General features: G+C 36.9%; 22 protein-coding genes. 2 read left to right on the top strand and 20 right to left on the bottom strand.

Annotated elements, in window-relative coordinates; genetic code table 11:
* Positions 1 to 14: 14 nt before the first annotated feature.
* The 5 genes from ACZ48W_RS07480 to ACZ48W_RS07460 all read right to left on the bottom strand — a co-directional run bounded on the left by ACZ48W_RS07480 (position 15) and on the right by ACZ48W_RS07460 (position 4,666).
* Positions 15 to 668, bottom strand: coding sequence for a LexA family transcriptional regulator (locus tag ACZ48W_RS07480; protein ID WP_464827729.1), 654 nt, complete (start codon positions 666 to 668; stop codon positions 15 to 17).
* Between the two features lie 439 nt (positions 669 to 1,107).
* On the bottom strand, positions 1,108 to 2,358 hold the full coding sequence (locus ACZ48W_RS07475; protein ID WP_464827685.1) for an IS110 family RNA-guided transposase: 1,251 nt from the start codon (positions 2,356 to 2,358) through the stop codon (positions 1,108 to 1,110).
* Between the two features lie 325 nt (positions 2,359 to 2,683).
* A complete protein-coding gene (locus ACZ48W_RS07470) occupies positions 2,684 to 3,889 on the bottom strand; it encodes a molybdopterin molybdotransferase MoeA (RefSeq protein WP_464827728.1) in 1,206 nt (401 codons plus the stop codon).
* A 20-nt stretch (positions 3,890 to 3,909) separates the two neighbouring features.
* Positions 3,910 to 4,344, bottom strand: a complete 435-nt coding sequence (locus ACZ48W_RS07465) for a molybdopterin synthase catalytic subunit (protein WP_464827727.1) — start codon at positions 4,342 to 4,344, stop codon at positions 3,910 to 3,912.
* A gap of 100 nt (positions 4,345 to 4,444) precedes the next feature.
* Positions 4,445 to 4,666 carry a MoaD/ThiS family protein gene (locus ACZ48W_RS07460; RefSeq protein WP_464827726.1) on the bottom strand — a complete coding sequence of 74 codons (222 nt, stop codon included), beginning with the start codon at positions 4,664 to 4,666 and terminating at the stop codon, positions 4,445 to 4,447.
* A gap of 86 nt (positions 4,667 to 4,752) precedes the next feature.
* On the opposite strand from ACZ48W_RS07460, the gene ACZ48W_RS07455 reads away from it, so the two are divergent.
* Positions 4,753 to 5,388, top strand: a complete 636-nt coding sequence (locus tag ACZ48W_RS07455) for an MqnA/MqnD/SBP family protein (RefSeq protein WP_464827725.1) — start codon at positions 4,753 to 4,755, stop codon at positions 5,386 to 5,388.
* Between the two features lie 72 nt (positions 5,389 to 5,460).
* Here ACZ48W_RS07455 and gltX read toward each other — a convergent pair whose 3' ends face one another.
* The gene (gene gltX / locus ACZ48W_RS07450) at positions 5,461 to 6,849 is read right to left on the bottom strand and encodes a glutamate--tRNA ligase (RefSeq protein WP_464827724.1); all 1,389 of its coding nucleotides are present in this window, start codon (positions 6,847 to 6,849) and stop codon (positions 5,461 to 5,463) included.
* A gap of 103 nt (positions 6,850 to 6,952) precedes the next feature.
* A complete protein-coding gene (locus tag ACZ48W_RS07445) occupies positions 6,953 to 7,219 on the bottom strand; it encodes a ComEA family DNA-binding protein (protein WP_464827723.1) in 267 nt (88 codons plus the stop codon).
* 147 nt (positions 7,220 to 7,366) lie between these two features.
* Here ACZ48W_RS07445 and ACZ48W_RS07440 point away from each other — a divergent pair, with 147 nt between their 5' ends.
* Positions 7,367 to 8,386, top strand: a complete 1,020-nt coding sequence (locus ACZ48W_RS07440) for a glycosyltransferase family 4 protein (protein ID WP_464827722.1) — start codon at positions 7,367 to 7,369, stop codon at positions 8,384 to 8,386.
* 5 nt (positions 8,387 to 8,391) lie between these two features.
* Here the strand turns inward: ACZ48W_RS07440 and ACZ48W_RS07435 are convergent, their stop codons facing one another.
* From ACZ48W_RS07435 to ACZ48W_RS07375, 13 genes are read right to left on the bottom strand one after another with little or no spacing between them, the layout of a single operon-like run.
* Complete coding sequence (locus tag ACZ48W_RS07435) at positions 8,392 to 10,494, bottom strand: STT3 domain-containing protein (protein WP_464827721.1); 2,103 nt, start codon at positions 10,492 to 10,494, stop codon at positions 8,392 to 8,394.
* A gap of 40 nt (positions 10,495 to 10,534) precedes the next feature.
* On the bottom strand, positions 10,535 to 11,302 hold the full coding sequence (locus tag ACZ48W_RS07430; RefSeq protein WP_464827720.1) for a glycosyltransferase family 2 protein: 768 nt from the start codon (positions 11,300 to 11,302) through the stop codon (positions 10,535 to 10,537).
* Complete coding sequence (locus ACZ48W_RS07425) at positions 11,289 to 12,275, bottom strand: glycosyltransferase family 2 protein (protein ID WP_464827719.1); 987 nt, start codon at positions 12,273 to 12,275, stop codon at positions 11,289 to 11,291. The genes ACZ48W_RS07430 and ACZ48W_RS07425 overlap by 14 nt, the downstream gene beginning before the upstream one ends.
* Positions 12,265 to 13,107 (bottom strand): glycosyltransferase family 2 protein, encoded by an 843-nt coding sequence (locus ACZ48W_RS07420; protein ID WP_464827718.1) that lies wholly within the window; start codon positions 13,105 to 13,107, stop codon positions 12,265 to 12,267. Before ACZ48W_RS07420 ends, ACZ48W_RS07425 begins: the two co-directional genes overlap by 11 nt.
* Positions 13,104 to 14,051, bottom strand: coding sequence for a glycosyltransferase family 2 protein (locus ACZ48W_RS07415; RefSeq protein WP_464827717.1), 948 nt, complete (start codon positions 14,049 to 14,051; stop codon positions 13,104 to 13,106). The genes ACZ48W_RS07420 and ACZ48W_RS07415 overlap by 4 nt, the downstream gene beginning before the upstream one ends.
* Positions 14,048 to 15,082, bottom strand: coding sequence for a glycosyltransferase (locus ACZ48W_RS07410; protein WP_464827716.1), 1,035 nt, complete (start codon positions 15,080 to 15,082; stop codon positions 14,048 to 14,050). Before ACZ48W_RS07410 ends, ACZ48W_RS07415 begins: the two co-directional genes overlap by 4 nt.
* 1 nt (position 15,083) lies before the next feature.
* Positions 15,084 to 16,550, bottom strand: a complete 1,467-nt coding sequence (locus ACZ48W_RS07405) for a lipopolysaccharide biosynthesis protein (protein WP_464827715.1) — start codon at positions 16,548 to 16,550, stop codon at positions 15,084 to 15,086.
* Positions 16,551 to 17,360: a sulfotransferase family protein gene (locus tag ACZ48W_RS07400; protein WP_464827714.1), complete on the bottom strand. Its 810-nt coding sequence runs from the start codon at positions 17,358 to 17,360 to the stop codon at positions 16,551 to 16,553.
* The gene (locus ACZ48W_RS07395) at positions 17,357 to 18,058 is read right to left on the bottom strand and encodes a WbqC family protein (RefSeq protein WP_464827713.1); all 702 of its coding nucleotides are present in this window, start codon (positions 18,056 to 18,058) and stop codon (positions 17,357 to 17,359) included. The genes ACZ48W_RS07400 and ACZ48W_RS07395 overlap by 4 nt, the downstream gene beginning before the upstream one ends.
* A complete protein-coding gene (locus ACZ48W_RS07390; protein ID WP_464827712.1) occupies positions 18,055 to 19,128 on the bottom strand; it encodes a DegT/DnrJ/EryC1/StrS family aminotransferase in 1,074 nt (357 codons plus the stop codon). Before ACZ48W_RS07390 ends, ACZ48W_RS07395 begins: the two co-directional genes overlap by 4 nt.
* On the bottom strand, positions 19,121 to 19,387 hold the full coding sequence (locus ACZ48W_RS07385; RefSeq protein ID WP_464827711.1) for a hypothetical protein: 267 nt from the start codon (positions 19,385 to 19,387) through the stop codon (positions 19,121 to 19,123). The genes ACZ48W_RS07390 and ACZ48W_RS07385 overlap by 8 nt, the downstream gene beginning before the upstream one ends.
* Complete coding sequence (locus ACZ48W_RS07380; protein WP_464827710.1) at positions 19,377 to 20,732, bottom strand: RNA-binding domain-containing protein; 1,356 nt, start codon at positions 20,730 to 20,732, stop codon at positions 19,377 to 19,379. Before ACZ48W_RS07380 ends, ACZ48W_RS07385 begins: the two co-directional genes overlap by 11 nt.
* Positions 20,733 to 21,566 (bottom strand): ABC transporter permease, encoded by an 834-nt coding sequence (locus ACZ48W_RS07375; protein WP_464827709.1) that lies wholly within the window; start codon positions 21,564 to 21,566, stop codon positions 20,733 to 20,735.
* Between the last annotated feature and the right edge of the window lie 42 nt (positions 21,567 to 21,608).

Raw genomic sequence — 21,608 nt, 5'->3', positions numbered from 1 at the left:
TTAGCAAACGCACCCTACAAACTTTCAATATTTCCCACTACTTTCCCCACAATACTTACTTCATCCGGAGCTAAAACTTCTGGAGAATATGCTTTGTTGTCTGAAATAAGTTCTACCATACCGTCTGCTCTTTGACGGATACGCTTGATGAAAAGTCCGGCTGTGGTTGAGGCAATGAAGATACCGTCCTTATTGATATTGGTTTGGCTTCTGTCTACGAAGACAATGGACCCATCCTGTAAAGTAGGCTCCATAGACTCACCGTCAACATGAATGGCTTCAAGCTCTGTACTCCCCATCCCTACCATATTATGCATGATCTTTTCATCAAGCGTGATGGTTTCAAAATTTTCATCAAACACTTCAGCACCGCCACCGGCACTTGCACGGATATCTGAAAAATAACGTACCTGAAAGAACTTATCTGTCTCTGCCTTTAGCATATCTACTGCCTGATCAAAAAAAAGCCAATTGACCGAGATCTTCTTCAATGCACAGAACTCAAGTATCTCCTCATAGGGGATGGAGTTTCTTTTCTTCATCGTTGCAAATGTTGCCTGAGGGATATTCAATGCTGTTGCAACATCTTTATCAAATACTTTACCTCCGATCTTGGTCTCAGAGATCACATCTTTAAGTTTTTCTATGATTTCACCTAAAACTAACATTTTGACTCCTTATTTTGTATGCATATCCATATTATATGCTATTTTTCTTAAAAGTATGACAATTTGACATATTTTTTAACTATTTTTAATTTTATTAGTACAATTTGACATATTTAACTATCTAAGGTTTCAATCGAAGCTTTTGTGAGAGGCACCCCAAGGGTATTTCCTACGGGCAATTGTAAAGGGACTTCTACAAGTGTGGGCAAAATTTGTGAAACAAATTTTGCATTCCTTTATAAGGAGAATCCCTATATAAAACCATCCTATAAAGAATAGCTTAAACCAATAGCTGTTTTTTATAGACAGAGGTATCCTGTTGGATTATTTGAGTATTTGAAAAGAATATTCAAATGATCAAATAGATACTAAAACAATATTTGGTCAATGTTCATTAAAAACTCATTGTTTTCACAAGTGCTAAAACTAACGGGAATATTTACCTGTTGGGGATAAATACTCTATGGGCTTGATAAGGTTCATTGTGTTTGACTATGGAATACATGATCGCTGCTATTTTCTTGGAGATAATGATTAAAGCTTCTTTCTTGGATTTACCCGAAGAGACTTTGTCTCGAAAGATCTTGTTTAGCTGAGGATTGTGCAATACAGATCCTACTGCAGCCATATAAAGTGCATGTTTGGCAATAGGTATGCCTCTTTTTGCAAGCCTGCCTATAGAATTGGAGTTGCCAGATTGATACTGTGTAGGATAAAGACCAAGATAGCCAATAAAAGCTTTGGCTGAATCAAATCGCCTGAGATCTCCACATTCTCCTAATATGGCAGAAATGGTTTTATCTGAGATACCGGGTATACTTTGGAGATTTTCAATAGAATTGTCAATTGTATTTATTTCTTCGGTAATAAGTTGTTTGATTTGTTCTTCAATATGCTTCTTTTCTTGACATAAAAGCTCTAATATCCTAATATTAGTAGTGATCATTAGAGATCTGGCTTCATAGGCACGACCAGCATATACTGAAGTATTGGCAAGATCGATCAGGAACTTGGCTTTATCTTCAGAGAAGTTGTTACCTTTGATATGACGGAATAGACGAGTCAGCTTCTTTGGCGTAGCTTTTTGCATATCTATTGCAGTAGGGTAGACTTTGATGATCGCAAGTGCTGTCTTGGTAAAGATATTTGGAAATACTCTGCCAATCTCAGGATTGACAGTCGCCATTACAGTAGAGATTTCCCTCTTGATGGTTTTTATCTTCTTCTCCAGTGAACGTTTGGTTCTGCCTAATACCTTGACTGAATGATAGGCATCATTGGAGATATGACTCTCTTTGTATTTACCGGTAGATAAAAGTTCCGCAATGACATAGGCATCAATCGCATCATTCTTTACTTTTCGTATGGTACGGAAATCACGAAACTTGGCAGTCTGATAAGCGTTTAGCAAAACGGCTTGGTAGTCATTGTCTGTAATATATTCATACAAATTCTCAGAAAAAGCTCCTGTTGATTCTATACCAATAATAAAATCATCATTGTCTAATGACAGGTTGGCAAACTGTTCAATCAGCCTTCTTAACCCAAGAATATCCGTATAGATCCAAAATGGTTTTACAGCAAATTCACCAGCATCATCCAGGATGCACACATAATGTTTTTTTTCAGCAACATCAATTCCAACATAATACATTTTAAACCCCTTGAGTGTTAGTTTTAAAGTTCTCATAGCTTCGTGTTATACAAGGTAGAAGTTCTTACACTCCTCCTTAGCATCCTATAGATGATTTTATAAAGCTAACACAAGACGTTTTATGTGCTGGTACCAAAGTCCAAAAAGGAAAAAAACTTGTTTACTGTTAGCTTTTGTGAAAACTATGAGTCTTTATTGAACTCAACCTTATTTTATCGATTTGGTTGATAAATAGATTATACGAAGGATACAAAATGGATTTTAAAAGAAACAGAAATTTACTTAATGAAGCGATCAATTCCGGATGTAGAACAGTAGCAGAGCTTGCCCTCTATTTAAAAATACAGGCAAAATTGGCAGTTTAGTCCAACAGGAGTACACTTACCTCATCACCGACTGTTTTGGAAGTATCTTCTTCTGATGTAACAAGAAGTGCCACATTTCCAAGCATATTGGTAAGGATCGCTGATGAACCGACTTTTTTATCTTTGAAGTCAACATAGTACTCTCCCTGCATAAGAGAAATATTACATGCTGTAAATTCGGCTTTTTTTGCACGTTTGACAAATGGTTCTTTGAGTTTTGCTTTTACTTTCCGTAGTGAACTTTTACCCTGCTGAAGCTTTTCTATGAGGGGTACAACGTAAAGCAGTGCTGTAACTGTAGAAGAGTAAGCGAATCCCGGTAATCCTACAATGAACTTGTCCCCTTTTCTTGCGACCATAATATGCTGTCCCGGTTTTACACGGACCCCTTTAAAGACAACATCGCAGCCTAGCTCCCGTATAACATCCTTGACAAAATCAAAATCACCCACACTCACACCGCCCGTAGTGACTACAATATCACTCTTCTCAAGGGCATCGGAGACAGCTTTGGTAATGCTGGCTTTATCATCTTTGATACAGCCTAGTTGCATAGGTAAACCATCATACTTTTTAACGATAGCTTCCAGGATATAGTTATTTGAACTTCGTATCTGTGCATCATTGGCTTGTGTCTCTCCAAGCTCAAGAAGCTCAGAGCCTGTTGAGAGTATGGCAACTGTTGGCTTCTCGTAAACTAAAGGGGTTACGATATTCAAACTTGCCATCACACCTATCTGAGGGAAATCTATCTTTGTACCTTTAGGAATGAGACGTTGCCCCTTTGCATAGTTTTCACCTACTTCTCTTACCGAAAATCCTTGAGGTACTTCTTCTTTGATGACTATCTCGTCACCTTCCACCTCTACATTTTCTATGGGGATGAGGGTATCTGCGCCATGTGGCATAAGAGAACCTGTAAATGTTTTGATACAGGTTCCTCCGATCACTTCCTCTTTAAGTGCAGATCCTGCCGGATTGATACTGCCTACTTTGAGTCTTCCCAGTGCCATATCTTCATGATTGATCGCATACCCATCCATCGCAGAGGTTGGAAACTCTGGTGAGTTATGGTCTGCAATAATATCTTCAGCCAATACATACCCAAGTGCATCCATGAGATAGAGTTTCTTTGTTTTATAGTTAGTGATCTCAAGATCCTGTATCATCTGTATTGATTCATCAAAATGCATAAATGCCATTTTTATTTATTCCTTTATTCTTATGCTAAAAGTCCAGAACCATCCATAGGAGTACTTCTGTCTTCAGCGTAAATACGTTTACCGTTCTTCACATCATACTTCCAAATAGGAGCATTAGCTTTAAAGTCCTCCACAAACGCATCTATCAGTTCCAAAGCTACACGGCGTTTAGGTGAAAAGACTGCAGATACATACGAAGAGGTATGCACAGGAACATCCCCTCTGGCATGTGCCATCTTTACTACAGCACCCAGTTCCTTAGCTTTCTCTTGCCACTCATCAAACCACTTTTGAAGTATAGGTTCATAAATATCAAAGCTTAACGCTTCTATGCCATCTTCTGCTCGTATAGTTCCTACAAAGGGAATGTATGCACCATAGTTTGATTCAGCTTGCTCATCCAGCCAACGACCAAATATCTCTTTGACATCTAATGGTCCGTCATAAAGTTCCATTACAAAGCCCCCCATACATAAAGCATTGCAATGCAATGCATACCAACACTATTCACTATTCACTCCTCACTATTCACTTGATATTTGACTCCGTCAAATATCACCCCCCACATACTGGAGGTAAGATAGAAACCCTATCTCCATCTTTCAATACTGTTGAGAGATCATTGACCATAGTATCATTCAATGCAACAGCGCATTTGTCCAGCCAATTGCTCAATTCACTCTCTTCTTTGAGTCGGTCCGCCACATCTGCCAATGTAGCCGCTTCCATCTCAATAGGTGCTTTACCGATAGGTCCTAAAAATTCTACTTTTACCATGAAATACTCTTTTTATAAATTACGCTGATTATAATTCTTGTTTGGTATAATTACGCTTAAACTGTCTTTTGAGAGGAATTTCCGTTATGTTATTTGGTTCTATCAGCTATCTTAACCTTCTCCCTTTTCAAATATTTCTCAACCGTTACATTAGGAACAATGCCGCCAAAATGAGTTTTCGATACAAGCGTGCTGTTCCCTCGCAGATCAACCAGGCACTTAAAAGAAGAGAGGTCAATGCCGCATTCATCTCTTCTATAACCTCTAGAAAGTGTAAATGTACAGACTTGGGTATCATTGCCCATAAGAAAGTCTACAGCGTACTGCTTTTAGAAGGGGAAAATGAAAGTGACCCCGCTTCTGCCACTTCCAACCAGTTGGCACGCATCCTGGACCTGGAAGGCAGAGTACTTATAGGTGATGAGGCGCTTAAATACTATCTTAATGGCGGTAAAGGGATCGATCTGGCTGAAGTATGGTATGAAAAAACCGGACTCCCTTTTGTTTTTGCAAGACTTTGTTACAACAGACATGACGAAGCCATACAAAAATTAGCAAAAGCATTTGGAAAAACAAAAACAAAGATCCCTCAATATATTTTAAAAAGAGAAGCAAAAAAAAGAGGTATCACACCCAAACAGCTTACTTGGTATTTGAAGCATATTCATTACAAAATGGACTATAGAGCTAAGAAGTCTTTGAAGTTATTTTTAAAATCGTAGGGTGCGTGGTGCCCTCAGGGAATGCCTTTGGGTTATCCACCACACACCTTATGATATTTCTATAGCAATTATTTATTCAATCGTACTCACCGCTCTCTCTATACGCTCGATCGTCTCATCCACACCCAGAATAGCCATGATCTCATCCAGTCCTGAACCTGTCATGCTTCCAAGAAGACTCACACGAAGCGGCATACCGATCTTCCCGAATCCTATCTCTTTATCTGCTACGATCTTCTCCATGACCTCATGATAATCAGATGGAAGGTGCAGCGGTTTCTCCCATGTTTGGAGCATTGCAATAAAATCTGTCAATATCTCTTTGGCTTCACTTTTAAATGCTTTTTTTACAGATTTTTCATCATACTCTGTCGGAGTATTGAGAATAAGATTGATCTGGCCTGCCAACTCAACAAGTGTCTTGCCCCGCTCTTTAGTCGCATCTAAAAGCATCTCCAGTTTGTCATGTTCTGCTATGTTCACATCAAACTCTTTTAATAACTCCGCCAATTTTTCATTGGGTGTGTTTTTAATATAGTGTGCATTGAGCCAAAGCAGTTTATCCAGATTGTAGTTCGATGAGGACTTATTGATATTTTTAGGATCGAACAACTCTATCATCTCTTCAATACTGAATATCTCCTGGTCACCATAGCTCCAGCCTAAACGTACAAGGAAATTAAGCAATGCTTCCGGCAAGTAACCCATTGTTTTATACTCCATAACATCTGTTGCACCGTCTCTTTTAGAGAGTTTTCTACCCTGTTCGTTGTTGATCATCGCAACATGGTAGAAATTTGGGATCTTGAATCCTAAAGCATTATAGACAACGATCTGCTTAGGTGTGTTGTAAAGATGGTCATCTCCCCGGATCACATCGGTCAACCCCATCAATGCATCATCGATGGCAACAACAAAGTTATAGGTAGGTGCCCCGTCTGCACGAGCAATAACAAAATCATCCACTTCGCTTGCAGCAATATTCATCTCACCTTTGACACCATCCACAAAAGAGATAGTACCCTCCTGCGGAGCTTTGATACGGATAACCGGATCAACACCCTCAGGAGAAGTTCCCGTAAAATCACGGTAGCGTCCGTCATAACGGGTACGCTCTTTTCTAGCCATCTGCTCTTCACGCAGTGCATCAAGCTCCTCTTTTGTCATATAACATTTATAGGCTTTGCCCTCTTCAAGCAGCTGCTCAATATACTTTTTATAAAGATCAAAACGTTTGGACTGGTAAACAACCTCACCGTCATAGCTCATGCCTACCCATTCAAATGCTTGAAGTATGGCATCTTTTGCTTCTTCAGAGTTTCTCGCCATATCTGTATCTTCTATACGAAGCAGAAACTTCCCGTTATTGTGTTTGGCTGTAAGCCAGGAAAAAAGTGCGGTTCTGAGACCACCGATATGTAGATAACCCGTAGGTGAAGGTGCGAAACGTGTAACTGTCATAGTAATACCTTGAAATAAATTAATGAAATTGTATCGAAAATGTGGTTAAGGAGGATTATAGTCTAATGGAGGGCTCTATTTTGCTTTGATTTACTTTTTCTTTTCAGTGTTTTCCTTTGGACCCCGATCTTACATCATTTTTAATATTGTCTGCGATCACTTTACCAATGCCTTTGACTCTCTGCAGATCTTCAAACGAGGTGAATGTCTCTTTTTTTCTCTCTTTAATGATCGCTGCCGCTTTCACTTCACCAATACCCTTGATCTCTGTAAGTTCTGCTTTTGTTGCTGAATTCAATTGGCTGAGGGTCATACCGAAAACCGAAGTAACTGCAACAGTCACTACACCCAAAATAATTTTTTTCAACATGATCTTCTTCCTTTCCACTTATCTGAAAAATCACTTTAAAAAGTATAGCATAAATTAAATTATGCAGGTTCGCAACTCCTTAACACCATTCTTATCTGACATTCTTGAAGTGTATTATGCTAAAATCTTGTTAAAAAAAGGATGGCAATGGGTCAATTAGCCTGGTCTCTTCTCGGAGCATTCATTGTCTCATTTCTGCTGCAATTGCTTGTTATCTATTTTTCCCATAAGCATCATTTCTTCATAGATTCCCATACAGAGGACAAACCTCAGAATTTTCATGATCGTTCCACACCAAGATCAGGGGGTATCGGTATATTCTTCGGTATGTTCTTTCTTCTTTTCACTCCTCTGGGATGGAAACTTTTATTACCCCTTTTTCTTGCTTTTCTAAGTGGTATCTTTGAAGACCTGCATCGGTCGCTTAAACCAAAAACACGGCTTGTTTTACAATGCGTTGCTGCCGCTGCATCTGTATTACTGACACATTCCGTGGTGACCTATCTGGGTCTCGGTATTCATATACCTTACGGGATCGGTGTTCTGTTCAGTATTTTCAGTATTATCGGTTTAATGAATGCGGTCAATATCATTGATGGCTTTAACGGGCTTGCTTCCGGTGTCGTCTTACTGATACTTCTTGCATTCAGTATTGTTGCATTTCAGGTAGGCAACCGGGAAGTACTCTATATTACATTGATCATGATCTCTGCATTGCTTGCATTCTTTTTATTCAATTTTCCAAAAGGGAACATATTTCTTGGAGACGGAGGGGCATATATGTTAGGGTTTGCTGTGGCTCTTATCGGTATCTTCCTTGCGGGCAATTATGAAAAGGTCAGTCCATGGTTCATACTTACTGTATTGGGCTATCCTGTGTGGGAAGTACTCTTTTCTATTTATCGTAAACTGCGCATGGGGCATTCACCTATGGAACCGGATGCCTGCCATATGCATATGCTTGTCTACAAACATCTTACCCGAAATAATCCTCTTACCTCACTGCTGATACTCGTCTGTATAGCCCCTTTTATACTGATTCCTGTATTATATGCCAATAATTCCGGTGCCAATCTGATCACCTTTCTGCTGTTCATTACACTGTATACATTGTTCTATCGTTATCTCTATCGAAAGGAAGCTGCTGAAAGTACAGAAGCAGATTAGGCTTCCTATATTTTCAGTCTGTATATTCTGGTATACGGGGAGGAGACCACCGGTTCAAAAAGATCTTTATCATATTTTCCGAGTATGAACATCTGTACATACATCGAATTGAATGTCTTTGTATCCATCACAATGAACTGCCCGTAACTTTTCATATAGACTACAGCATATTCTCCGTCTGCATGGTAAAGTTGTGATCGCAGCTTTATCTTGCCGTCCTTTGTATTCTGTGTCACAATAAAGTGCTTTACATTTTTCTTCTGTTGCCCTACCATTATCTGGCCTTTCTCTGCATCAAAAACAATACCGTTTCTCAATGTAATGATCCCTTTGCTCTTCTTCGCTATACCGGCAGGGTAGAATATGACCTTTCTCTCTGCTTTGCCTGTAGCAAGGTCCAGATTACCGAATACAGATACTGTAGGGAAGATCCTCATCATGCGATACGGAAGATAAAGATAGATATCTCTTGTCTTTTTCGGGAGCTGATAGGAGGGATCTTCGAGCTCCGACAGGAAAAGGTCCGGATCGGGTTTATTTCTGAATATCGTATCTGCCACTGTTGCATAATGGGAATCCACATATGTTTCAACTGCTAGACGGCTCAAGTTTGCAGCCAGGACAGGAGAAGAGGTTTGCAGGATCCTGGAAATAATAAAATTGTCATTATTGTGCTTACCACCGTCAATAAGCGTATTGGTATCGGAATAGAACCAAACAGGATACCCGTAATCCCACCAGCCTAATGTATAGTCTTTGGAATCAGCTATCTTGTCAAGTTTTACCAGGTCCTCTACTTCTGCTTTATTGAGTACGGTAGGTACTTTATAGGCAATGATATGTTGAATATTCGGATAAAGCATCATTGCTGTTGCAACAGTTACAAATACATATTTGAATTTTTTATCTTTAAAAACTTCTCCTGCTTCAAAAAAGAGATAGATCGCTGACATTGCGGCTACAGGTACAGCATATACTGTAAATCTGAGTCCTCCGAACAGCGCGAACATCCCTATGCCGACAAGGGGCAAAGCCAATATAAACACCCGATGGCGCATGACCAGTACAATATAACCAATGAGAGAGAGGATCAGCCCGATCTGTGAACCGGAGATCCTGTTCGCAAAAGTCTCAAAGGGAATTTTTCCTGCTTCTCTGATCGTCTGTGTTACAGAGTAAAAATGAAGTCCCACATCCGATGTACCTGTTGAAGTATAGAATGCTATTTTGGAAAGGATCAAACCGAACACATTTCCAAAATACATAAAGAGTAAAAAAAGTATTCCGATCAACAGCATGGATTTTTTCTCTTCAATAGAAACTTTTTGTAACAAAAGATAGCCAACCACAAGTACCGATATCTTGGCAATATAAGAATAAGGGTCGACAAAAGGGAACGGCACTAACGCCAAAAATACCAAAATGATCGAATTATATGTTGTCGTTTCATGCCGATGATAATAGATCATATATGCTGCGTAAAGTATTCCCATTGCATACACAATAGATGCTCCCGCATCATAAAGAAAAGGATAAATCGCTATTGCCAATGCCGCATACAGTGCCGACTTTAGATTAAAATCGATCGTACTTTTCATTAAAAAATACAGAATGAACATCGGTGCCATGGCAGAGAACATATCGGTATCATAGTAGCCTATCATGGTGCGGTTATAGTAACTCCACGCTATAGACCCGAGCAACGCAGCGAAAAAGCCCCAAAGTGTCATATTGAAAAGTCTACTGATCAGAATAATGGGAATAACGACCAGACTTGAAATGATCGCCGGCATATAGAGTATGACCGTTTCCAGGCTGAATGGTGTTATTTTGGTCAGAAGTACCGTAAAAAACACTGTTCCATAACTCCATATGTCAGGTATACGGGGGTTTTCCATATGCAGACCTTCAAGTACTTTCTGTGCACCTGCCGCGAAATAATACCCATCATTGGTATTGATCATCAGCTCCCCGTTCCAGTAAAAATTCGGATTGTCCTGGAACTGATACACCCATATCATACGAATTGCAAAACTGAAAATATATGCGATAAAACTCAATAAAACCACATTGTTAAAATCGATTTGATTTGATTTTTTTTGAAACATAACTCTCCTCATGGTTTAAATTGATAAATTATAGACAATTTTATTTACTATAGTACTTAATAAAACTTTTTACTATATATGTACTGAAGTAATACATAGCCTTGGGTAATGGTATTTCCTGATATTCCCGCAATATTTTCCAAACATAGGATGCAGCAGCCAACTTATTACTGGATAAGGAATTTTGGCGTATACGATAATAGGCAAGCGGTATATTCAAGCCGTCTGCATGTGGGATAGTCTTCAAAATTTCCAACCAATACTGATAATCCTCATGCTTGTCCAGAGAAGTATCAAAATAGAATTTGCCTATCTTTGAACTGTCATATATCGCGGTAAGACACCCTATGATATTTTGTTGCAACAATTGTTTATACACTACATACTCTGGTACCTGTATCGCGTTCTTCCGGATCTCACCTGTTTCACTTATCCATTGGTATGCTGTAAAGCTCAATAAAGACTTATTTTCCCGCATAAAAGCTATCTGCTGTTCAAGCTTATTTGGAGACCAGAGGTCATCACTGTCCAGAAAAGCAATATATTTCCCTTGTGCCAATGCAATAGCATGATTTCTTGCCGCAGCAGCACCACTGTTCTTTTCCAGCTGACACAACTTTATCCGTGACTCATCTTTCATGCATTTTTCTACAACAGCAACTGATCTGTCGGATGATCTGTCATCAACAATTATCAGCTCCCAGTCCTGATATGTTTGCTGTATAACTGAACGGATCGAATCTTCAACAAAATCCTTACAGTTATACAGAGGCATTATAATAGAGACTGTCATATTATTTTTCGTCACTGTTATTCATCCTTTTAAAAAGATCAGGCAGTGCTTTAAAATATGTTTTTGCTGCTTTCGGATCAAAGACCATATACAGCAATGTACTTAAAAGATATTGGAAAAAATAAAAGATTCTCAATACACCTGAACTAAATGGACCAGAGTATTTTTGCAGATAATATATATTGCTTTTGTCTCTGTGCTTAGCTGCGAAAGTCAGCTCCCGGCTCTCTCTTGACTTGGCAAATCCTTCATTATGAACAACAGTGAATCGGGTATCTATATAAATACTGTATCCTTTGTCCGCAATCCGTCTGCACAAATCTTCATCTTCACAATACAGAAAAAAGTTCTCATCAAATCCTCCTGCATCAGTAAAAACTTTTCTCCTTATTATCATACAGGCACCGCTTACCCAGTCACACTCTTTTTGCACAGTATGATGAGAAAAGTTGTCCAGGTAAGTACCTATTAAATTTTTTTGAAGAAAAGGAAAATGGTGTGCTATATTCTGCAGCGCATGAACAAGGTTGAATTTTCTGACAAGGTAACCTAGTTTGAATGCCTGCATCATATATGTTTTCAATGTAGCATATGCTCCGCAGTTTGGTTGTATCCTACCATCCGGATAGATTATTTTAGGAGCCAATACTCCGGTATCTTTATTCTGTATTTCATTTATAAATATATCAAAACGTTCATCCCGGATCAAAGTATCCGGATTGATCAGCACGATCACCTCTGTTTTTGATGCTTTGACTCCAATGTTGTTTGCAGCTCCATACCCTATATTCTTATCTAAGTAGATATATTTTATCTCATCACTAAGTCTACTGAAGTACTCTCTGCTTCCGTCTGTTGATGCATTATCAACAATCACAACTTCATATTGATCAGACGGGATCGATGCAGAAATGGAAGATATCAGTTTTTGTATATCTACCATATAATTATGGTTTACTACTATAAAAGAAATTTTTTTATCTGTCATATTTGCCCATTTTCCCTTTGATGGCATCTACCGTACCCAGATATATATGTTGGAACTTTTTCATTTTATTCTTTTCATATAAAAATATCTTAATGATATCTTTGAAAAGTTCTTTTACATACAGATGATCGAAATATCCCAATTTTTTATTCACAGCAATGACATTTCTTGTACGGTAGTAATATCTGATCGGAGGATAATTATAGCAATATATGTTTTTTCCAAAGAGTATATGTTTGGAAAGTTCCCCTAAATTATGGTACAAGATCGCTTCAGAAGCCTGAATTACCTTATATCCATACCTCTGCAGCCTAAGACAATATTCATTATCGACATAATCCAGGAACAGTTCCTCACAAAAAGGGCCCGTTTTTTTATATGCTTCCAACGACAAAAGATTTCCGGATGTCATGACCATCTTTTTTTCTATACATCCACTCTCTTTGGAACTGGTATGGAATTTACTGGCATGAAAGGGTGAGACAATTCCAACATCGGAAATATTGGATTTTTTCAAACATTCCAGCATTTGAACCATCATGTTTTCACTTGCCCTGCTGTCCTGGTCCATGGTTAGAAGAAGGTCATATCCATCTTTTATAGCTTCTTCTGCTCCCACATTCAGAGCATGTGCAATACCTCTGTTCCCTCTATTATCAATGTATTTTATTTTTTTGTTTTTTTTCAGCTCTTCAATCAGGAAATCATTTTTATGTTCGGAATTATCTACTGCATAGAGTTTATCTATATGGTCCAAATAAGAACTAATATTATCTTCAATATCATTCGCCGGATTGTACAGTACCACTACGGCTGCTATGTTTTTACTCATCCAATGATATCCAAAAGTAAATTTTTTATATACAGATAATTTTTATGGGGATAAATTACTTTACTATACTTCATTCCTATAAAAAATGCTTTTATATGGACTTGGTTATTTAAATAATCTTCAAAATACGTAATTGCATCATCCAAAATATTATGATAGCCATTAACACATTCTGTATTGTTTCTTACTGCAATTAAGTTTTTTATATGTTTCTTATATGCAATAACTCTATGGAAGTCTGTTTTATAGTATCTGTTTTTAACATTTAAATAAATTCTTTTGAGAATAAACATTTGTTTTTCATTCCCCAAACCTGTATCTTGTCCCACATGTTGTCTGTAGTATGTCAAACATAATGGTGTATAATCAATGCTCTTTTCTTTAGCTGCACATAAAGCCAACCACCAGTCATGATAAACTATTCCATCAGGAAAAGGCAACGCTGTCTTAAGAAGCTTTTTATCAAATAAAACCGTACATCCGGTTACAACATTCCTAAAAAATAAATTTTCAATATTAAACAAATATCCATCTTCTTTTTTCCATGAAGGCCTTATTGTTCTATTGTCCTCATCAATGATCATACAGTCACTGTGAATCAATAAGTTTGAACCTATTTCATTAACCAATATTTCTATTTTATTTTTTTCCCATATATCATCCTGATCAGCAAGAGCAATATACTCCCCTTCACATAAGGAAATTACTTTTTCAAAGTTTTTTACAAATCCGAGATTTTCTTCATTGACAGTATATTTAAGCCCGTGAGATCTGGCATATTGCTCCAATATCTCAACTGTTTTATCTGTAGAACAATCATCTGTTACAACTACTTCAATATTTTTATAAGTTTGCGCATAAATAGAATCCAATTGTTCTTTTAAATATTTTTCACCGTTGTAGGTTGCCATTGCGATAGATATTAAGGGGCTTAAAGATTTCATTGAATATTATTATCTTTCTGAAAAAATTTTAATTTTCTTTTGAACATATTTTCTTTTGTTTTTCGGAGTCTGGTTCTTAATTGAACTTTAGATGCTAATATTGAGTAAAATATTTCTATTATGTCTGGAATATTTTTAGGAAAATAAGAAAAAGACTCTATACTAAACCAAATAAAATGTTTCATTTTAGAAGTAAAATTAATGTTGTTTGAAAAAAATATAATTGTTTTATGAATATGTGAAGCATATCGGTACTTAGGAAAAGACGGGTCAAATTCTGTTATCCATGGAATTATATTTAAGTCTTTTTTCATCATATCAAATGTTACAATAGATGACATACCTTCACTGTGCTGTCTATAATGTGACATAGGTATATTCATATATTTTATTAACCCAAATCTACTTACTAAAAGCATAATTATTTTATCTCCAGATAAATAATCTATAGTTACAGGATACCTTTTAACAATATCTGCTTGAAAAAGAAATGTTGCTGTTTGAAAAGGGCATTCTTCTAAAAAATCTTTTGTAGTTAAAATTTCTGGAATATTCTGGCGGTAAAAATTTTGCTTAATATTGGAAAATTCATCTATGATAATTGATTGATGCCCAACCCCTACATACTCTCCACTCCCCTTCAAAAACTCCACCTGCTTCTGCAACTTCAAAGGATCTGTCCAATAGTCATCTCCTTCACAAAGAGCAATATATTTTCCTTTTGCTCTTTGATAAAGCTGAGGCATTGGCTTAACACCTTTGGAATACGTATTTTCCTTTTCAAAAACTGGTTTAATAAGATTAGGGTACTGATTATAATATTGTTTTACAATTTCAACCGTATTATCTGTAGAACAATCATCCCGAATCAAAATTTCAAAAGGGAAATCTGTTTCCTGCATTAAAAAACCATTTATCGCTTCTGCTATATAAGGTTCATGATTGTAGGTCGTACAGCAGATACTTACAATCGGTGTATTAAGATCACCTTTCCATTTTTGCATGATCTCTTCTTCCGTTCTGCTATACATACTACTTCTCTTCCTTATTCCCTGATTTGTTTCCTATCATCGGTATTACCTGTTCCATAAAAGAATCAAATGAACTCGTTCTAAATATATAGTTCAATATAAAATACCATAATGTAAAGATACTTCCTTTTACTATAAGCATAATTATATCTATTAAGTCTATATTTTCAAAAATATTCATGATTATTATTACTCCTGAAACAGCAATTGCCATTTGCATAACAATAGGTTTTACAAAAGTAGCAAATGACAGCTGTATCTCATGTGATGCAAAAGAAATATTGAGAGAAACTCCTAAAACAGCCTGAATAACCAATCCATACAAAAACATATCAATTCCCCAAAAATATAAAACCATGAAATTGACTGCTGCTATCAGTTTTTTATAAATCTCCAATCGTAAAAATGCTTTGGAGTTTCCTCTACTCATAAGGATATTAAGCAACAATGCACTAACCGGGTAGGCAAATCCACTTAGAACAAGTATTTTGAAAAAGTCAACCGAGGGCAACCATTTATCTGAAAAAAGCAATACAATAAGTTCTTCAGACACTAAATACAACCCCCCGAGCAATAGAAAAGTCACAAAACTGACAACTCCCATTGCCTTGATGATAATATTTTGAAACCTTGGAAGATCCTTATGTACTTTTGAGAGGATGGGGAAGAGAACAGCCATTAAACTTCCCGAAGAGAACTGTATTACCATACTGTTTAATGATTTTGCACGCTGAAAATAACCCAATGTTACAGGGGAAAACAATTTTCCTATAATCAAAAAGTCCAACCTTGTAAAAACAGCATCTAACATCTCCGACAAAAACATCCGAAATCCAAAGCCCCAGAGTTGGGTCAATGCCTTCCAAGAAAACTCCAGACCAGGTAACCATTTAGCTCTTGTCCAAATAAGAATATTGTATATTATTCCTCCGGTAAGTGATTGTGCTACCAAACTCCAGACACCAGCTTCCCAGAATGCCAAAGTTATACCTATAACACCACTTATCAAGGAAGAGACCAGACCAATCTTTGTCAATAATGCATAATTGAGTTCTTTACGCAAACGGGTACTTTGTACACTACTAAAAGCATTGATAACAAACAAAAGGGCCATAATTTGAATCAAAGGAAGTAACTGTTCATTATTGTAAAATTGACTAATCCCTTGAGCAGAAAAATAGGTACTAAGAGTAAGAAAACTTCCTATAAAGATATTAAAATAAAAAACTGAAGAGTAGTGAACAGGATGCACTCTTCTTCTCTGAATAAGAGCACCACCTAAACCAACATCTGTAAAAACTGAAGCGATCCCGATGATTACCATTACCATAGCGATCAAACCAAAATCAGAAGGCTCAAGTAAACGTGCAAGGAAAATAGAAACAACAAAGCCCATACCATGCGTAGCCATCTTTCCAAAAAAGTCCCAGATGAATGCTTTTGTTCCTTGTTGTTTTAAGCTGCCCATCTATTGTAAATATTCTTCCAAACCACTGTTTCTCAAATCTTCAGAAATAGCATCAATAATAATTGGATTAAGACCTTTTTTCCAATTATCATCAACAGTTTTTTGCTTATATACAGAATATGTATCCTCTTTATTTTCTTTAGTGCTTGCTTCCAAAAAAGAGATTGTTTGTTCGTTCATGTCGATATTACAAAACCTAAAGATACTTTCTACTTTTTCTAGTGTATCTGTGAGCAATTCATCATATTTTACCAAATAGAATCTATTGGAATATTGCTCTTTTAAATTTTTAAATAATAATACAACTTCTTTCCATTTCTCATATCCATAAAATTCTTCAGGCCTGTCCAGATTTTTCTTTTTTGCATATTGCCATTCTCTTAACTCATCCCAACCAAGATCTTTCCTGAATTCTCGTGGTGCATTAAGAAAAGAGTTTATCACAGCATATGGATTTCGCACAATTCCGATGATATTTATCTCCGGATCAGTTTTTAACAGATTTTCCAGTATATGATGATATCTTACTTCTTTATAAACAATATGTGTTGACGATGCATTTTTATCAAAAACAGGGTAGATCCCTTTATCAACTTTATCCTGCTGCAGAAGAAATGGATCATCACTCTGGGCTATTTTTTGAAAAAAGATATTGATCTCCTCTAACGAGCTTAAAGGAGACAAATAATCTTTAAAAGCATAAGAAAAGAGTGGCTGGAATCTGAAGATAACATCCGGTGAACTGTTGAATATCTGACCTATCCAGGAAGAGCCAGAACGCGGTACGGAATGGATCGCTATTTTTTTCATACTAACTGATACCTTTTTAACATATCTTGGATTTGTTCTTTGCTGTTGAACATCATTACATCTATGATTGATAGAAATGGTATAAATTTATCACCAAATTGTTTGTATTCAGGAACTTCCGATTCCAAAAATTGAAGTTCAATAGTTTCCTTCTTAAAACTCTCTATATCATATAATTCTGTTCCGCCAATTGGATTTATATATTTTGTAGAATTTAAACTTTTATTTATAGCTATAACTTTATCTTGTGCTTTTAAAGTATGATCTATTTCAATAATTGAAGACACTACTATCTGAGTATCAATATTTAAATAATTACATATCATCTCAATTGAATGCTTAATATATAAAAAGAGATTTTTTTCGTGGTATAAAAAAATCTCTTCAATCAATGGAAACACATCATCGTAATATGGAGATTTTTTGTAACTGTTTTTTATTTGAGCTATTATCTTTCCAATTTGTTTCTCTGAATCATCACTTAATCTTCTCTCAACAACATTTAAAAAATCGGAATCTTTTTTAAGAGGAATTGTAAACATAGTTCTTTCCCCGTTCATCAAAAAGTTATTTCTATGAAACCAACCTTTTTTTGAAAATTGAATATTATCATATATAACAAATACATCCACAGCATTCATTAATTGCCAATATCCTATATAAGGTAATAAATATGGTTGCATGATCGCAAGTGTCATAATATACCTTTTATAATATCAATAATTTTCATTTGTTCTTCTGCTCTTAATTCAGAATACATCGGTAAAGCCAAAATACAGGATGAAACATCTCTTGATATCGTCTTAGTTTGTTTTGGTTCAATATAATTCAAAGTATCTAACGATGGATAGAAATATCTTCTTGGAAAGATCTGTTTTTTGTTTAAAGCTTTTTGCACTTTTAAAGTTTCTTCTTCATCTTTTAAGATAATGGGGAAATAACCGTAATTTTGTGTTGAATGCAGATTTTGTTTTTGCAACTGGACAAATCCTTTCAACTCTTTTTCATACCGTTCATGGACAATTTCTCTTTTTCTGAAAACCTCTTGCATCTCATCGAGCATACAAAGCCCCATCGCCGCTTCAAATTCATTCATCTTTGCATTGGTTCCAAGTTCAGGAATGGTCTCTGCATTCTCAATGCCGAAATTGATGAGATACCTCGCCTTTTGAACCAGTTCATCATCGTTGATGATCAGTGCACCACCTTCAATTGTGTGAAACAGTTTTGTAGCATGGAAACTCAATGTAGAAATGTCCCCATAGTTCAAAAGGCTTTTCCCCTTATACTTCACACCAAAGGTATGCGCGGCATCATAGATGACTTTCAGGTCATGTCTCTTTGCTATTTCATCTATGGCTTCTACCTCACAAGCATTTCCAAAAACATGCACAGGTACAATAGCCGAAGTGTTCAGGGTGATCTGCGCTTCTATTTTTTTGGGATCGATATTCAACGTTTTTGGATCAATATCTGCAAAAATAGGTTTAATGCCATTTGTCACCAGTGAACTTGTTGTTGCAACAAAAGAAAAAGGTGTCGTAACGGCAAAACCTTTGAGGTCCAAAGTTCTATAGGCTATCTCCAGTGCAGCTGTACCGTTGGCAACCAACACGATATTCTTAACACCCAAGTATTCGGCTAAACGTCTTTCCAGTTCTTTTACAAGTGGACCATTGTTGGTTACCCATCCATTCTTATATATTTGATCAATATACTTTTGATACTTTTTTTTATCCGGAAGATAGGTTTTTGTTACATTAATCAAGATATTTCTCCAAATACCAATCAACTGTTTTCACAATCCCACTCTCAAAATTCACATCTTTAAGTGCCCAGAACTCTTCTCTGCTTTCATCTTGTCCGACGGTACTTTTTTCAAACGGATTAAGTGAAGTGATGATCTTTTTCCCACCGTTTATGAGAACATCCTGAAAGGTCTTGTACGGCTCCTGCTTTTCATGGTTAATGATGTACTTTTTACCGAGGTTCTCGACTTTTATGGCTACATCTGAACTATTTGACATAGTAACCTCCCGTCTTCTTGCTCCCACGATACTCTATCTTGTTTTCATCTCGTAACTGTTTTACCCAGCGCTCCAGAGTCTTGGCAGGGATATGAAGCTCTTTTTCAACTTGAGAGACCCTTTTCCCCGGGTTGTTTTGCATATAAATATAGAGAGAATTTATTCCCTCATTTATTCCCTCATTTATTCCCTCATTTATTCCCTCATCCATATTTTCAGAAAGAAGTTTCTTAAAAAGTGTTACCTGAAAACCTTTTTGCATCTCTTCAAATTTTGGTTCCACTATATTGTGCTCTTTACAAAGCTTTTTGATGCGCCCTATGCCGGAACCATATTTTTCTATAAGACCACACTCTTTGAACATAAGTGCTATCAGTTTATTTCTGGTTTTAGATTTGTACTGATTGGACACAAGCTGCTCAACTGTTAATCCATCATACAGATCACCCGGGTTGAAAAACTCTATTCTGTCGTCAAAGATCTTGATGACACTATCGCTGCTGTCACGGTAGTCTCTGTGTACGATCATATTGAGAACGATCTCCCGAACAGCCTCCAAAGGGTAATCATAACGCTCTTCTCTCTGTGGATTCCCGGTAATGATATACTCTACCATAAAATGTTTTCTGAGAAAAATTATAAGCTCATCGATCTCGGTAAAGAGGTCTGTGTTCAAAGAGACACTGTCGATGATATCTGTCGGGGTTTTAAACCTGCCTGCCTGAACACCTGAGATAGCGTTAAAATCTTTTGAAAAAAGCAGATACGCACCAAAAGTGATCTTGTCATCTACCGTCAGACCATACTTTTGCAATATCTGCATAGGGGTGTCATCAAACTTTTTACCAAAATGGTCTTCTATTTTCTTAATGAACTGTTCTACTTTCTCAAGGCTGATATCGTTAAAGCCTTGTCTCTCATCAACATAATAGTCCCAGGAACTGTTTTTGGTCTTTAGGTACTCATTGGCTATCTCTTCCATACTCATGACATGATTGGAATTTTGCTTTCGCATCAAATATCTGTTTTTGTAACTTACCGGTTTTATGGGGTATTCTTTAACATCAACCATAACGATCTGTTTGCCGTCAATCTCTACAACATCCATATCCGGAATAACGGAGGGAGAAGTGTTTTGCTTTACCTGGTTGATCCAACTTTGTAAACTTTCCTGTTTAAGTTCAACACCGACTATCTTACCGTTATCATCTACACCAATAAAAACTTTTCCACCCTTGGCATTGGCAAAAGCGACAATAGATTCTATGACCTCTTTTTGAAAAGAACACTTGAATTCTACTGTCTGGTTTTCACCTTGAGCGATCGCTTCCAATACTTTTTTCATCTAGATCACATCCGCAAAAGTTTTTTCTGTTCTTCTAAAATGATAGATCCCGACAACACACAGTACTACGATCATCACTACAGACATGAAGAGTTCAGTCATATTGAAAGCCGTCTTTCCTCCACTGATCGCCCATCTGAAACCATCAATGACACCAACCATAGGATTAAGGTAATAGAGCAGTTGATATTTTTCCGGAACTATAGTTGTACTGAAGCCTACTGGAGAGATGTAGAGCCCAAGCTGCACAATGAAAGGAACAACGAAACGGAAATCCCGATACTTGACATTGAGTGCAGAGATATAGAGACCTGTCCCAAGAGCAGCAAAAAAAGCCAGCAACAGAAAAAACGGTAATGTCAGTATATGCCAGTCCGGCATGTACTGATACCATACCATCAATCCTATCAGGATCACAAAAGAGATCAGAAAATCCACTCCCGCAACGATCACCGATGCAGCAGGGATGATCAGTCTAGGGAAGTAAACTTTTGAAATGAGATTGGCATTGCCTATGAGACTGTTGCTGGCATCCGAAAAAGCCGTAGCAAAGAAGGTCCATGGAAGCATAGCCGCAAATACAAAAATAGGATATGGTACACCTTCACTGGGGAGTTTGGCGATCTTTCCAAATACCACAACAAAAATCATCATAGTAAGCAGTGGTCGCAACACTGCCCACAAAACACCTATGATGGTCTGTTTGTATCGAACAGCAATATCACGCCAAGCCAAGATATAAAAAAGTTCACGATAACGCCATAAGTCCATCCAGTAATGACGTTCTGCCCGCCCTGCTTCTATCGTAAACTCAAAATCTTTATTTTTTATCATTATAATATATATAAACCCCTATCCTATAAAATAAATTTTAAC

The organism is Sulfurovum aggregans, assembly GCF_055385215.1.
Note: the sequence above shows the minus strand (reverse complement) of the source record. Positions and strands in the feature narration are given on the sequence as shown.